General features: G+C 38.2%; 13 protein-coding genes. 2 read left to right on the top strand and 11 right to left on the bottom strand.

Annotation, left to right across the window (positions count from 1 at the left end; translation table 11 throughout):
* Positions 1-24: 24 nt before the first annotated feature.
* From ssb to M9949_09160, 10 genes are all read right to left on the bottom strand, one after another.
* Positions 25-447, bottom strand: a complete 423-nt coding sequence (gene ssb / locus M9949_09205) for a single-stranded DNA-binding protein (protein MCO5251582.1) — start codon at positions 445-447, stop codon at positions 25-27.
* Between the two features lie 64 nt (positions 448-511).
* Positions 512-1,318 (bottom strand): DUF1207 domain-containing protein, encoded by an 807-nt coding sequence (locus M9949_09200; protein ID MCO5251581.1) that lies wholly within the window; start codon positions 1,316-1,318, stop codon positions 512-514.
* A gap of 8 nt (positions 1,319-1,326) precedes the next feature.
* Positions 1,327-2,784, bottom strand: a complete 1,458-nt coding sequence (wbaP, locus tag M9949_09195) for an undecaprenyl-phosphate galactose phosphotransferase WbaP (protein MCO5251580.1) — start codon at positions 2,782-2,784, stop codon at positions 1,327-1,329.
* 37 nt (positions 2,785-2,821) lie between these two features.
* Complete coding sequence (gene lpxA, locus M9949_09190; GenBank protein ID MCO5251579.1) at positions 2,822-3,598, bottom strand: acyl-ACP--UDP-N-acetylglucosamine O-acyltransferase; 777 nt, start codon at positions 3,596-3,598, stop codon at positions 2,822-2,824.
* 2 nt (positions 3,599-3,600) lie between these two features.
* Positions 3,601-4,992 (bottom strand): bifunctional UDP-3-O-[3-hydroxymyristoyl] N-acetylglucosamine deacetylase/3-hydroxyacyl-ACP dehydratase, encoded by a 1,392-nt coding sequence (locus M9949_09185; GenBank protein MCO5251578.1) that lies wholly within the window; start codon positions 4,990-4,992, stop codon positions 3,601-3,603.
* A gap of 89 nt (positions 4,993-5,081) precedes the next feature.
* Positions 5,082-6,128, bottom strand: a complete 1,047-nt coding sequence (gene lpxD / locus M9949_09180) for a UDP-3-O-(3-hydroxymyristoyl)glucosamine N-acyltransferase (protein MCO5251577.1) — start codon at positions 6,126-6,128, stop codon at positions 5,082-5,084.
* Between the two features lie 7 nt (positions 6,129-6,135).
* A complete protein-coding gene (locus M9949_09175; GenBank protein MCO5251576.1) occupies positions 6,136-6,876 on the bottom strand; it encodes an OmpH family outer membrane protein in 741 nt (246 codons plus the stop codon).
* 73 nt (positions 6,877-6,949) lie between these two features.
* A complete protein-coding gene (locus M9949_09170; GenBank protein MCO5251575.1) occupies positions 6,950-7,468 on the bottom strand; it encodes an OmpH family outer membrane protein in 519 nt (172 codons plus the stop codon).
* A gap of 38 nt (positions 7,469-7,506) precedes the next feature.
* A complete protein-coding gene (bamA, locus tag M9949_09165) occupies positions 7,507-9,879 on the bottom strand; it encodes an outer membrane protein assembly factor BamA (GenBank protein MCO5251574.1) in 2,373 nt (790 codons plus the stop codon).
* Entirely contained in the window at positions 9,860-10,702 is an 843-nt protein-coding gene (locus M9949_09160; protein MCO5251573.1) for an isoprenyl transferase, read from the bottom strand. Before M9949_09160 ends, bamA begins: the two co-directional genes overlap by 20 nt.
* Before the next feature lie 210 nt (positions 10,703-10,912).
* Here M9949_09160 and M9949_09155 point away from each other — a divergent pair, with 210 nt between their 5' ends.
* Together M9949_09155 and M9949_09150 are read left to right on the top strand one after the other, a co-directional pair.
* A complete protein-coding gene (locus tag M9949_09155) occupies positions 10,913-11,221 on the top strand; it encodes an integration host factor subunit beta (protein MCO5251572.1) in 309 nt (102 codons plus the stop codon).
* Between the two features lie 291 nt (positions 11,222-11,512).
* The gene (locus tag M9949_09150) at positions 11,513-15,727 is read left to right on the top strand and encodes a choice-of-anchor D domain-containing protein (GenBank protein ID MCO5251571.1); all 4,215 of its coding nucleotides are present in this window, start codon (positions 11,513-11,515) and stop codon (positions 15,725-15,727) included.
* A 5-nt stretch (positions 15,728-15,732) separates the two neighbouring features.
* Here the strand turns inward: M9949_09150 and M9949_09145 are convergent, their stop codons facing one another.
* On the bottom strand, positions 15,733-16,014 hold the full coding sequence (locus tag M9949_09145; GenBank protein MCO5251570.1) for a hypothetical protein: 282 nt from the start codon (positions 16,012-16,014) through the stop codon (positions 15,733-15,735).
* Between the last annotated feature and the right edge of the window lie 34 nt (positions 16,015-16,048).

Below are 16,048 nucleotides of genomic sequence, written 5' to 3'. Positions count from 1 at the left end.
TTTTAGATATTAAAGTTTTGAAATTTAAAATGGTATATCTTCGCCATTATTGTCTTGAACTTGGATATCTTCATCGTTAGATTCATCGGCATATTCATTATTCCTATTGGGAGCCTTGTAGTCCAAGGGAATCACCATCATTGCACGAATTTCCGAAACATAGCGTTTGACACCATCTTTGCCGTCGTAAGACCTGTTTGTGATTTTACCTTCAACATAGACTTTGCTGCCTTTTTTGAGTCTTTCATGAGCAATTTCAGCCATTTTGTCCCACACGACAATCCTGTGCCATTCAGTATTATCTTTCCATTCTCCGTTCTTATCCTTAAAACTTTCAGTAGTTGCAACATTGAGTGTTGTGACTGACAGACCTGTAGGAGTACTTCTGAGTTCCGGGTCTTGACCCAAATTACCCAAAATTATCGCTTTGTTGACGCTTCTTGCCATAAAATCTCCATAATTTGTAATGAAAAATATGTCTTACGAAATTTAAACAATTCCAACCTCTAATTTAAAAATAAATTACGTTAAAACCAACTGCATTATAAATATCTTTTTCATCAAAAAACATTCCATGCATAGAATTTCCGTTGTAATACTTGTAGAACAGCCGAACACCGAACTTTTTGTTGAACTGAAAATCAATTCCGGTTTGGGAAATATAGCCAACTCGATTTTCGCCTTCTTTGACATCGAAAGCAAAATGAAATTTAATATACTCGTTCAATTTTGCTTCAGATTCGATACCAATTTGTGGTAGAATTTGATTTACATTATCGGGGATAGTCGAGAATACAAGCGTCAATCCGGCATAAGGGCGAATCGAAAACCATGACGTAAAATGCGTTTCGTAAACTACGTAAAGGTCAACAAACTCTCGGCTATATACAAATGGCTCTTTGAAAAATGTTCCGTTTTGCGAATAGCCGTCAACCAGATGTGATGAAATGTGAGCCAATCTAAATCGAGCTTCAATTAAGTCATCACCAAGTTCATGCTCGTGGGAAGCATTTAAACCGAAAAAATAATCCGAAGTTTCCACAGGAAATTTGAAATTATTATCGCTCCGAAGGCGAGTATATGTGAAAAAATCTGTCCCAAAAGCCAGAGCAGAGTTATCATACTTAATATTTAGCAAATCAAAAGATGCACCGATATCCAATCGTAAATTCTCGTCACAGGTATTGTAATGCGCCCCTATTCTCGGCTCAAATGTATTTGCTGTCAAAGGTCTGAATAGCAATACATCATCACTTTGGGAGTGAACATTTGTACAAATCATCAAAATTATGAATGCAGTAAAAAATATATTCTTCATGCTTGTCCTCAAAAACTACTTTTGCCGGTCATGACGACCCAAATCGTTTTGATAAAAATATAAAAATCAAGTGATAAAGTCCAATTGCGAATGTAATAAATATCAGCCATACAACGTTCCTCGAAAGTTGAATCATTTCGCTCGGTTACTTGCCATAAACCTGTAATACCGGGTTTGACGTTCAAAATCAATTTATCGGTATCGTTCATCTTGATGCGCTCTTCGGGCAAATATGCACGCGGACCAATCAGGCTCATATCCCCTTTGAGCACATTGATAAATTGCGGCAATTCATCGAGGCTGAATTTGCGTAAAGTGCGCCCAAAGTTAGTTATTCGCGGGTCATCTTTCAATTTGTGAAATTTGGCATATTCCTCTTTTTTCTCAGGATACTTTTCCAAAATTTCGCTCAAGGAATCATGAGCATCTTCCTTCATTGTGCGGAATTTGAATAGATTGAAATGCTTACCCTTGAGCCCCATCCTGACTTGCTTATAAATGACATTCTTCGTGCCTGATATAAATAATGCCAATGTGACATAGAGCATCAAAGGCAACCACACTACGAGCAAGGCAATACTGAGAATGAGGTCGAAAAATCGTTTATAAATGATAATCGGCTTATCCAACAGATTGCTCCTCAGATTCACACCATAAAAGCTATTTGATGAATTGAATAAGAGCCAGAAACTTGAAAGCCCGTAAATTTCGTTTACTATGATTGTGTCTTTGAATGTCTTAACACAGTGGTTAATTGCTTCATTTTTGCGATTTTCCGGAATTCCTTCGCTAATGAATATGACTGTATCAATGCTATCAATTAAATCAAATTGATGCAAATCATCTAAAGAAAATGTTTCGATATTTTCAATACCGATGCTTTTATCCTTGTAATCATCAATGAAACAAGCAACAGGTTTATAGCCGCCAAAAGGATTTTTCTGGAGTGATTCAATGGCTTTTTTGGCAGATTTCGCTGACCCAATAATCAGAACAGGCGTTCCCCACCAGCTTTTCGAGGTAAAAACCATTTTAATGATATGCCTCATAATTGGCATTATAAACAATAGCAATGCCCACGATAGAAAGAAGAATGATTTGACATACCAAATTTGGAGATGCACAAATAGCGATGCAACAGCCATCAGACTGAACATCAGTGTTATTGTAATCCAAATGGAATGAATTTCGTTGACGATGAAATTGCCATATCCGGGATAAAGCCTGTTAATTGTAAACATGACAAAAAACACGGGCATTACAATTTGGAATTCGAGGTAGAGATTTAAAATATCAAGTGCGGGATAATAAAAGCTGCGTATTACAACTGAAGCAATCGCAAAACAAATTATGATGGAAAGCAAATCGCTTGCTATCAACAATAAAATGGGTTTTACGACTGAAAAATCTTTTGTTTTTCGTATTACAGAATCAAATCTGATTTTGTTGTGGTTTTCATCGGACATATTGCACGAAATTCCAATTTATGATAATTGGGAAAAATTAGCGATGAATACCCCTGACAGAATTTTTGATGAAGTCTATGCAATAGTTTACTTCGGGTGAGGTTTCACCCCTTTGAAGAAATTTTGCAATTCCGTCTGAATTGTTCAATCCCGAAAAAAGCAAAGTATCGTAGAAAAGTTCAATTTCGTTGATTATTTCAGCTTCGAAGCCACGTCTGCGAAGCCCAATTTTATTTATACCTTCAACTTGAGCCGGTTTTCGGTCAACAAGTGTATAAGGAGCAACGTCCTTGACAATTTTGACATCTGCACCGACCATCGAATGCCTTCCGACTTTGCAAAATTGGTGAATTTTGGCAACTCCACCGAGTATTACCCAATCTTCGACTACAACATGACCCGCAATCTGAACAACATTAGACATTATGACATTATCACCGATGATACAATCATGAGCAATGTGGCAATACGCCATAATTAGGCAGTTACTGCCAATTTGAGTTTTACCGGTTTCTTTGGTTCCACGATTGATAGTAGCAAATTCGCGTATTATGCTGTTGTCGCCGATGATAGTGAAAGTTTGTTCACCATCAAATTTCATGTCTTGTGGTTCGGTACTAATCACGGCGCCTGCAAAGAGTTTGACATTATTGCCGATTCTTGCGCCATCTCCGATAACAACCGAAGAGCGAATCTCGCAATCATCACCAATCTGAACGTCATCTTCGATAATAGTGAAAGGACCGATTGTGACGTTATTGCCGATTATCGCTTTGTCCGAAACAATAGCAGTAGGGTGAATCTTTGTAACCATTTTTATTTATCGACTAAAGCAGCTTGAAACTCGGCTTCTGCTACGATTTGACCATCGACCATAGCTTTGCCTTCAAATAAGAATGTGTTCAGGCGTTTAGAAATAAGTTTGACTTCCATAATTAATTGGTCACCCGGAAAAACGGGTTTTCTGAATTTAGCATTTTTAATTCCCATAAAGAACGCTAATTTGTTGTCAATATTTTCCACTTTTCGCGTTATCATCAGTCCGCCTGCTTGAGCAAGAGCTTCAAGTATAAGCACACCCGGCATAACTGGTTTATCAGGAAAATGACCGCCGAAAAATGGTTCGTTGATAGTAACATTTTTCAATCCAATAATGATGCTATTCTCGTCATCTATTGAAATTATCCTATCTATCAATAAGAATGGATAACGATGCGGGAGAATCTTCATTATGTCGCTTATATCGAGAGATTTTTTATCATTCGGAAAAGGTTTCTTGAATTTGATTTTATTTTCAAGATATTTTGTTCTGATTAATTTGCCAAATTCGATGTTGCTGGCATGACCCGGACGAGCCGCAAGAATTTGTGCCTTCAGAGGCACACCAATTAGTGCCAAATCGCCAATCATATCAAGCAGTTTGTGGCGAACGGGCTCGTTTTTGAATCTCAAATTTGTCCCATTCAAAATCCCATTTTCACCAAGATTCGGAACGCCGTTCAATCTGAAAATCTGCTTAAGTTCGCCAAGTTCATCAGGAGTCATTTCTTTATCTATGATAACTATAGCACTATCAAGACTTCCGCCTCTGATTAAACCTTGTTTGTGCAGATGCATAACTTCGGTCAAAAAGCAAAATGTGCGAGCAGGAGCAAATTCACTAACAAATTCTTTTTCTAAATCAAACATACCCGTATGCTGACTACCGAGTGCAGGGTTGAAATAATCAATCATGACTGTGATACGGTAATCATTATTGGGCAATGCGACAATGTCAACGTGCTTGTCTTCGTTTGTGTAGCGAATTGCCTCGTCAATAACGAAATACTCTCTTTCGGCGTTAAGCTCAGTTATGCCGGCTTCGAGAAGAGCATTTACATATGGCATCGAACTTCCGTCAATGACGGGAGGTTCGTTAGAATTAAGTTCAATTCGACAATTATCTATGCGTAAACCTGCCAAAGCAGCTAAAACGTGTTCAACTGTATGCACTCTGACACCATTGATTCCGAGAGTCGTACCTCGTGAAAGGTCAACAACGTAATCAACAAGCGCCGGAATTTCAATCGGTGTGTCTAAGTCGGTTCTGACAAAAACATAGCCATAGTTAGCCGGAGCCGGATGGAATGTAATTGTAGAAGGATTACCTGTATGTAAGCCTGTACCTGAAAATGCCACCGATTTTTGAAGTGTTCTTTGTTTTTCCATTTACTCTTATGGAGTGAATAAAACAATTTAATTTACAAAAATACGAAAGTAAACTGAATAAAAGTGAATTTAATTTTGGTATGCCTATTTTATTGACTATCAATTTCTGATAATCTTTTTTTAATTATTGCTAAATCTTTATCCATTTGAGGTAGATTTCGTAATATCGCCTCAATTTTGAATGCCAACTGAACTTCTTTTGCCGGTGAACCGAAATAGACACCTTTTTTTGTAATACTTTTAGGAACACCTGATTGTGCAAGCAAAACTACTTCGTCTGCAATTTCGAGGTGACCTGCCAATCCGATTTGACCACCGAATTTGCAGTTTTTACCTGTCCTGACGCTGCCGGAAAATCCACTTTGAGCTGCTATGGCTGTATTGGGACCGATTTCGCAGTTATGTGCAATATGGACAAGATTATCTATCTTAGTGCCTTGCATTACACGGGTAGTTCCGATGAGCGCCCTATCTATAGTAGTATTAGCTCCAATTTCGACATGATTTTCTAAGACCACATTACCGAGTTGCGGAATTTTGGAATAAGAACCGTCAAGGTCGCTTTCGAGATAGCCAAATCCGTCTGCACCTATTACTGCACCTGAATATATGATGCAATTATCGCCAATTTCTGTGTCGGAATGTATTACGCAATTGGGGTAAATTTTGGTGTTTTTGCCAATTTTCACATTCTCCATTATTGTTGTGTTTGCCATTATTTTAACTCCGGTTTGCAATATGGAATCTTTCCCGATTGTGACATAAGCTTCGATTTGAATATGTTCGGGCAATGAAACATTTGATTCGATAATAGCTGTAGGATGCACCTTATAGCTTGAGACTTCTTGTTTGGGAGACAGATAATTCAGCAAATGAACCAATGCTTCATGAGGATTTTTATGAGCAATAAAGGCTTGGTTCGGCTTCGGCTCTATATTTGTACCCAAAGGAATAATTACGCATGATGCATCAGTCACTGTTAAAAACTTGCTGTATTTGTCATTATAAAAAAATGTCAAATCGCCTTGGACTGCATCTTCGATGCCTTGTATCCCATTAATAATAACATCGGTGGAGCCCAAAAGTTCTCCACCTGTTATTTCAAATATTTGATTCAAACTAATTTGAACTTTCATTTTCTATTTACCTTGGTCTGCTCATTTCTACAGGACGTTCTCGTGGTTGCTTAGGATTTTCTTTGTCTTGTTCGGTTTCTTGCTCAAATTGCCTGTCGGTAGTAGGTGGAGCATTAGGGTCGTAATCGCCTCTACCTCTCTGACGCGGTGTTCTGGAGATTTTTTGTTCGTTTCGTGGGTCTTTTTCAATTCGGTCTTGCAAATCTTTTTCAAGTTCGCCAACGTCCACACCAAGCTCTCGCAACACGTTGACTGTCAAATCAAACTTATAGTTTACGTAAGGCAATGGCTGAATACTTTGGTCAAGAATGATGTCGAATCCTTGGTCTGCCGCTACTTTCTGAACTGCGGCGTAAATCTTTTCTTCAACAGGTGTGTAAATAGTCTTTGTGGCTTGGTCATGTTTACCGTTTTGTTCAAAAACTGTTTTGGCATAATCTTCGCGAACTCTTTTGTGTGATGCTAACTCACTTTCTTTGGTACGTCTTTCATCTTCAGTCCAAATTAATCTGTTCTTCTTGATTTCGAAATCAAGGTTGTCAATCTTTTGTTGCATTGCATCGAGTTCGCGTTTCCATTCGTCAATCATGCTTTGGACACGTTGCTGTGCTTGTTGACCTTCGGGGAATTTCTCCCTGATGGTATTAGAATTAATGAATGCAACTCTCTGAGCCAATGCAACATTTGCAGAAGCAATCAACATAAGCACAAATAATGCGACATTACGGAATTTGGGGATTTTATTCATTTTAAAGTCTCTCATAATTCAACAAATGAAGTTCATATATTCAGACGTAAAAGTGAGCAATTTATATCAATTTTTATTTGTTGGAACGCTTAATTGTGTCAATCACTTTGAAAGTAATATCAATTGATGTATCTGAGTAAAGCACCATGACTTTGTCCACTACCATTTTGATTTTCTCTTCTTTGGCAACTTTATCAATTGCAAGTCTGATTTTAGTTCTTAATGGTTCGAGCAATTCTTCTCTGAGACCATTGAGTTCGCCTTGTTGACCAAATTTTTCTTCTTGATATTGGACCATTTGCATATTTTGAGCTTGAAGAGCTTCTTCTTCTTTCAATTGTTGGTCTTGCGACATCATTGATTTTTGTTTTTGATATTGCTCAAATTTTTGTTGCAATCCGGTACGAAGCTGAATCAAAGTATCTTGCCATTTTTGACCAATTTCTTTGATTTTTTTGTCAGCATCGAGTGCTTCAGGCATTTCTTTGAGCACAGTTTCGACATCTACAACACCTAACATTGATTGGGCTTGGATATTAGCCGAAAAAACAAAAAACAAAAACAATAATGATGCTATTAAAATCTTATTCATAACAAAAACTCCATAATTTATTAAATGTAAAAAATATTCTATTGTCCGAGATGGAATAAGAATCTCCATCCTGATTTTTCTTCGTTGACGCCTAATGGGTCGAACCCATAACCGTAACTGAATCCGATTACACCAATAGGTGCAACCATTAATTGAACTCCAAGACCGGCAGAACGTTTCAAATCGAATGGGTCTGTAGTTCTCAAATTATCCCACACATTGCCGGCTTCTGCAAATCCATACAAATAGATAGGCATAGGGTCGAGCGAGACCGCAAATCGCAATTCGGCAGTATATTTGGACATCACTCGACTTCCGCGTCCTGAGCCAATTTTATTATCCGGATAGCCTCTGAGTGGAACGACACTAAATCCGCTCAAGCCATTTCCACCCATTCTGTACAACTCAATTGGCGAAATTGTGGTATCCGACTTAAATCCGGTGATGTAGCCGACTTTAGCGGCAATCATAAATACAAGTCTGTCCATACCTTCGATTTTTGAAATCGGGTTATACATTTCGAAATTGATTTCATTTTTGATGTAATCCGTTTCTCCCAGCCCAACAGCTCCCATTGCAAAATCAGTCCCAAATGTGAATTTTGAACCAGTTGACGGGAAAAACATATTGTTGAACGATATACGGGAAATTTTTTGCCCGATAGATAGTTCGGTATATTCGCCTTGGCGATAGTAGAATGATGCTGTTCGGTTGTTATTTAGTTGGTATCTTGTAGTGAAATCTCCACGCCAATAATCATCGGGCCATTTGAAACGACGACCGAGATTGATGCCAATACCGGTACGACTTTGGTTCAAATCTAAATAACGATAATATGTATCGAAAATGTTGAAACCGACTGTGGTTGGTGTATCGAATAGCCAAGGCTCGGTAATACCTAATGAAAAAGTACGGTAACGATTTGCTTGACCGAATTCCCAACTTAGGTTGAAAATTTGTCCGCCGCCACCTTTGAGTGGTTCGAGTATTGAAAAATTGTTGAATGTAAATCCGAGTGCACCGGTCAGACCGAAACTGCCTGCAAATCCGATTGATGCGTTGAAGGTATCTGTAGAACGTTCATCAACTTTGTAAATGACATCAACTGATGTATTGTCCGATTCCGATGGTTTGATGTCAGGGCGGAGAGATTCGGGATTGAAATATTGCATTACTTGCAATGCGCGTACACTACGAATTATCGCAGAGCGGTCGAAGAAATCGCCCGGGCGAGTGTAAAGCTCGCGGCGGATAACTTTGTCTTTGGTTTTGGTATTACCGACGATATGCACTTTGCCGACTCTGAATCTGTCATTTTCGAATATATTTATCACAATGTCCACCGAGTCAGGAGGCACTCTTTGCAACTGAGGAATCAGCCTTGCTTGCAAGTAACCGTTATCCATATACAGCGATGATGCGTCTGTTTGGGATTCGTTGCCCGAAAGGTTCATAGTGAATCGCTCTACATTATAAATGTCGCCTGGTTTAAATTCGAGGCGTCTGAGCAACACTTCGTCCGTATAAATTGTATTACCTTTGAATTTAATGTCCCTAACATAGACTTTGGGACCTTCGGATACATTGACCGTAATATAAACTCTTTTTTTGACTTCATCATAAATAATAGAGTCGGACAAAATTTGAGCATCAATATAGCCTTCCGATTGGAAAAAGTTTAACAAAAGCTTTTTATCTTCTTCATATTTGATTGGGTCAAATTTTGCAGATTTCCAAAATTGCCACCATGCTTTAGTCGAAGTTTCATCGAATGCATCTTCTAAGTCACTATCGGAAAAGTTTTCGTTGCCTTCAAAATTTATCGAAGCAACTTTGAATTCAATCCCTTCCTCGATATACGCAATGATATTAGCATAGTTGGAAGTGTCGGTCATTTGGAGTTCCAAATCAATTTGGGCAAATGTCAGACCTTCTTCGGCGTAAAGCTTTTTGATATTGCTTTTGATTAGATATAGTTCATAGTTGGAGATGATGTCGCCTCTAATCTTGCCGACAGCTTTGCGAATATCGATATCGTCAACTTTATCGTTATTTTCGATTATAATGGCATTCATTCTCGGGAATTCGTCCACTTTGATAATCAAAAATAGTCCAACTTGCGAAATTCTGTCAATCACAATATCAACTTTAGAAAATTGCTTCCGTTGCCATATATTGGTTACCGCTTTCTGGATTTTGGTATCGGCTGGATAATTTATAGATTCGCCGATTCTCAATCCCGAAAGCGAGATGATAGTTTCGGCATCGGAATAAATATTGCCTTCGACTGTAATTCCTGCAATAGTATAAGTTTCGGGCTTTAGATTACCCAAGCCTTGTGAATTTGCAGATAGCGACATCGCTAAAAAAAGTGCAAAAACTAAGTAAATACTAAGATTTTTTGAAAGCATTAAAAACTCTCTGTAAATAAGATTCTTCTGAGACATTTTGTTTTTCATTTGCTATTTGTAAAGAAGTTTTGCCGTAACGCCTTTCGCGTTGCAGATAATTGCTAAGAGCCTCGTAAATATCATTTCGGCGAAACTCGGGCCAATATTTATTGGATATGTAAATCTCACCGTAAGCCATCTCCCATAATAAAAAGTTACTCAATCTCATTTCACCGCTTGTCCTGACCATCAAATCTGCATCGGGCAAATCATGAGTCTGAAGATACGAAGCAAACAAATCTTCGTTAATATCCTCCGGCGAAATTTTCCCACGACGAATGTCCAAGCCAATCATTTGGACAGCCCGAACTAAATCCCATCTTCCGCTGTAACTCAAAGCCAAAGTAAGATTGAGTCCTTGGTTCTCTTTTGTTCTTTCTTCGGAGTCCTTGAGCAGCTTCTGTACCACTTTCGGTAAAGAGTTAATTTTGCCTATAGCTCTCAATCGAACACCGTTTGCGTTCAATTCATCAATCTCTTGACGAAGATAATGCTCTAAAAGTTTCATAAGTCCGGTAACTTCCGATATGGGTCTTTTCCAATTTTCTATAGAAAAAGCGTAAAGGGTAAGATACTGAACACCTAATTGCGAACAAGCTTTGACGATATCCCTGACGCTTTCGATGCCTTCCTTGTGTCCGGCAATGCGAGGCATGTTTTTTTCCACAGCCCACCTTCCATTACCATCCATAATGATAGCAATGTGGCGGGGGAACTTGCCCATTTCCATCAATTCTAACTGAATTTCTTTATCTGGGGCTTGTTGGTCGTCATTCCAATTCACATCAACTCCGAATCAAAACATAAACATATTAAACCAAGAACTTCAAAAATAAAAAATTCTCAGCCAATTTTGGAAAATAAATACATATTTCATTATTTTAAAGACTATTATAAAAATAAATTTTTGTATTAACTCCAAGATTGTTAAATTTGCCTTCCTAAATTGTGACAATTTGTATTTATATTAAAAATAAATTTATACAGGTAAACTATGACTAAAGCCGATATCGTTGATGAAATTGCAAGAGCAACAGGATTGACGAAGATAGAAACCAAAGCCGTTGTTGATGGTGTTTTCGCAAGTATTATCAAGGCAATCGCTGATGGAAGGCGGATTGAACTTCGCGGGTTTGGCGTGTTTAAACATAAAAGTAGAAAACCACGTATGGCTCGTAACCCAAAAACCGGTGAACTTGTACCGCTTGATAAAAGATATGTACCAATTTTCAAACCCTCACCCGATTTTTTGAATAGAGTGAATGAAGCTATGAAACTTCAACTTGAAGAAAAAGCTTCATAATTTGCTTATGTCGGGATTTTTGTTTACATTGAGAAAATTTTTCAACCAAATTTTAAAAAACGGAGCTAAAAATGCCTTGCGGTAAGAAAAGAAAACGCCATAAAATGGCTACTCATAAGAGGAAGAAAAGACTTCGCAAGAATCGTCATAAAAAGAGGAAATAACTCTTGGGCGTAAATTGTGCATAAAGGTGAATATTTTCGAGTATTCACCTTTTTTTTCTTTGCTATTTCATCATTTTTGTTTATATTCATCTTGAGAATTGTTCCATTTCACAAAAATCAGCTAAATATGAACAAAATATACACTATAAATATAGTTCTCATCATAATTTTATGTTCGGTTACATCGCAGGCGCAAAGATGGGAAAAAATCGAAAACCTCCCTAATGGCTACAAAGATAATTTTTGGCTCGATGTTTTTTATTTAGCCCCCCAAAATACTCACGGCTGGGCTTGCGGATTTAATGGAATGGTGGTTCGTACAACCGATGGTGGTCAAACTTGGAGAGGCTCTTTAGTTCCTAATGCTTACCATCTCGAACATATTCATTTCCCTACAACTCAAATTGGCTATACTTCAGGTCCGGACGGATTGTTCAAATCCAAAGATGGCGGTCAAACATGGGAAGATATAACCCCTGACCCTACTACAACTGATTATTGGGGCTGCTATTTCATGGATGTCAATTTCGGCTTGGTGATTGGTGGCGGTTGTTTAAGAAATCAGAAGTATTGGCGAACTACCGACGGTGGCTCAAACTGGACACTTTTTGAAAATAATGTAAATCACAGCGGATTGACTGACCTAATAATGTATGACAAAGCCGGATTGGGCTTTGCTGTTAGTAGCGGTTTGCTTTGGAAAACCACAGACGGTGGCTTTACATGGGATTCTTTGGCACGAACAGGTTCTTACGTATGGCATGAAGAAATAACTCATTTCGGTACATCATTTCTTCTTCCATATGCAGGAACTAATTGCAGTGGTGGTGGTCCGGACGGCGGAATGAGATTCACAACAAATGCAGGTTCGACTTGGAATAATTTCCAAACTATGCAACCAATGTTCGGCGCATTTATTTTAGGAGACAATGAGGGTTGGGCTTGTGGCAACAACTCAAGTGTATATTATACTTCTAACGCAGGCGTTACCTGGGTTTTGAACAATTGTGGTATCGAAGGTGGACATTTTGACGATATGTGGTTCACTTCAAAAGATGAGGGTTGGCTTGTCGGTACCGGTATATACAGGCTGAGACCCGCTCGAAATGACTTTACGAAAGACTCGATTGTCTTTAGAGATGTGTGCTTGGGCACTGCTCAATTTGACACATTATATATTGACAATGAATCATTTACTTCAATGGATTTGGCACTCACTATAACAGGTGCCGATGCAAATAGGTTCAGACTCGTAACACCTAACAATTTCTCGAGTATGGCTCAATGCACTCAGAGAATGATTATTATTGAATTCACTCCAAACAGCCGCAACGAATCTCGTGCAATGCTCGAAGCAACGGTCACAAGAGCCGGAATGGGCAATTCATTTATCAATATTCCATTAGTTGGTTATTCAACTTTCGCATCAGCTTTTCCGCTGAGTGATATTGTTATTGTTGATAGCGTTTATTGCAACATAATGCTCACAACTAAGATAGATTGGAAAGCAGATAAAGATGGCGAAGAAATCAGATTTGTCAATAAATTACAAAGTGATAACCAAATCGCTTATATCACAAAAGTTCCCAATATAATCCTGAAAGAAAGCTCCGTGTCAGAATTCAGAATCATAGCACTCGACACAGGTTGGGTAGAATCTAAATTCAGAGTTACAACACATCCATGCGAAAAGGATACAATTTTGACAGTCAGGACTTATGCGTATTCGTCAATTATAAGTTCCGATACCAAACGAAATGTTGGATTAATGTGCGGTAACGAAGCAATAGATACGCTTATCATTCAAAATACCGGCAATTCCAGCTTGTCAATGAATGATTTGAAATTTGCAACCGGGACCTATTTCAAAATTATCGGGTGGATTGATGGTGCAAAGTCGAAAAGTATAGAACCTAATCAACAAGATACTTTGTTGATTTTGTATAAACCCTTTGGGAATGGTCCGCATACTGACAAGCTATCTATTGGCAATAATGATTCTACAAAAGTTCGTGGCGATAAAAATCCTTACCTGATAGATTACTCGGGCGAGTACCGCCAAGCAGAACTTGTTTACGACCAAGTCATAGATTTGGGTGATGTTTGCGTCGGTAAAATTCACCAAATTGAAAAATATATCAAAAATATCGGGACGTGGATTTCAACTTTCGACAAAAAAATTGAGATTGGGAATAATTTCAAAATTGAAATGATGAGAGATGCTCCATTTTCGATTAATCCTAATGATTCCGTCAAATTATGGGTTTCATTCTTCCCTAACGAAGCCACATCATTTTCCGAAGTATTAGAATTTATTACAGCACCTTGTGGAGATACCGTGCGTATTACATTGCGAGGGCGTGGCATTTCCAATTTGCTGACTGTGAATCCTCAATCCATTCAGGGTGCTGTCAAATCCGGCACCTCTATAAAACGTGAATTGCTGATTGAATCATTGTCCAATACTGATGTTACTATTACTGACATCAAAATAGTTGATTTGCCAGATGATTGGGAATTGGTTTGGACACCGAATTTGCCTCAAGTTCTATTGCCGGGTTCGCTAATAACTTTCGAGTTGACTTTCACAAATAACGGACATGAAAGTATAGATTCGCAAATCATGATTGTTACCGATGGTTTATGCCCTGAAGATTACTATGTAAAGGTAGATTTATTCGGTATAATGCGGAATGTGGCTGTTGACAAAGACAAAATCGAGTTTGGCGATTCTTATTGCAATTCTAAACTTGCAAATCAGACTTTGACCATTACAAATTTCGGCTTTGTGACTGATACTATCACAAGTATTGCAATCGAACCGCAAGATGCTTTCACAATCACAAATGTACCGGAATTGCCCTATTATATCGAACCTGAAGAATCTCTCGAATTAGTAATTGCTTTCGTATCAAATGTTTTAGGTGCTCATAGTGCCAATCTGACAATAATGACAAATGATACCGAAAACAATATTCATATTACCGAACTCATTGCATTCAACTACTCCCCTATTACAAGTGCCGATGAGGACAAACTTGATTTTGGTGTAGCAGAACTATGTGAAGATGACAGGACAATGACTTTCGCGTTGCATAATGCCGGTAACGTCAGTGATAAGCTCGAATTTACAATTGAAGGGACGCCGTTTTCAATAACGGAATCCCAATTGGAAATTCAAGCCGGCGAGACAATTCAATATTTCGTCAAAGCCCATCCAACAATGAGCGAGCTTGGATTGAATACGGGCAAATTAAAAATTAGAAGCCTGGATTGCGATTTTGTAGATGAAATTGAACTTGAAATTGATATTTACAAGACGGACATTGCGGTGAATCCCCAACTTATCAATATTGATGTTCTTTGGATAGGTGACCGTAGCAACGGCAGCTTTGCAATTGAGAACCTGACAGCTCACGAAGCGACTGTAATAGCAATTGTGATTGAACCGAATGCCTCGGGAGTTATCGATATAGATTTCACTCCCGGAACTACCATCGCAGGTAATGGAAGTATTCAAGTACCATTTACATATACTGCTGTGGCTCCCGGGAAATTTGAATTCGAGATTACTGTAAAAGCTGAAAATTATTGCGAGGATATCGAGCAAATCAAGCTAATTGCAGACATTCCCTTAGAAATTTACGTAGTTGATTTGATGGTCGAGCAACATGTGGCTGTAGCAGGCGAGAGAATAATGATTCCTGTAAAATTGTTGCGCGAAGAATTGAGATTCAATACTGAATATGTTAGATTGGAATTTGAATTCGACCGTAAATTATTTTTCCCGTCTATTATTACTTCAAAATTTGGTAATGAATTTGTCCAAACAGACTTCACCTACAAATTCGGAAATTTGAGCATATTATTGGACCAAGTTTCAAGCAGAGATTTATTCGGACAAGTTGGCGAAATAGTAAGAATTGACGGCTACGCACTAAGGGCAATGCCCGATTATACGCCTATTGCATTCAAAAATGTGGACCTATTTACCGAAAAAGTCGTGACGCTGACAACGCAAGACGGTGGATTAAAAGTTGAGGAGTTTTGCCTACCGGAGGCAGCATTTGAATTAATCCGAATCCCACAATTAGTGTCTTCGGTGCCTGAAATCGTTTTTGGAAACGACTTGAACATTCAATTCACTGCCGATAAAAACTTTGCGACAAGTATCGAATTATTGGACATAGCGGGTAATTCTGTGGTTACACGTAGCTTAACTATCCCCCAAGGCGAATTCGAATACAAGATTGATTTGAATTCGATTAGTTCGGGAGTTTATTTTGTAGTAATCAAATCGGAAAATAACAATACAAGTGTGAGATTTATAAAATCAAATTGAAATTTTTAGTTCGATTTGTCTTTCAAAAAATAATGGTAATAGAAAATAGTTTCGGGGAACATCAATAAGAGAAGCCCGAGTGTATCACTTGTGAAAAAAATTGAATCCCATGAATGATTCCAAATCAAGTTTGCGACTGTTGCGGTCAATGCCCAACCGATTGAAAAGAACAAACCAATGATAAGTACTGACAATATTCCGGCTTTGACGCCACCGGATTGCCAATTTTTGGTAAAAGCGTAAAGTGCTGCAACAATATGCACATGAAAAATCAATAGTTCAATCATATTTTCGTAACATTGTTTATAATTTAATTCAAAA

It is taken from the genome of Candidatus Kapaibacterium sp. (assembly GCA_023957315.1).
In the GTDB taxonomy this organism is placed as follows: Bacteria; Bacteroidota; Ignavibacteria; order Kapaibacteriales; family UBA2268; genus PGYU01.
Note: the sequence above shows the minus strand (reverse complement) of the source record. Positions and strands in the feature narration are given on the sequence as shown.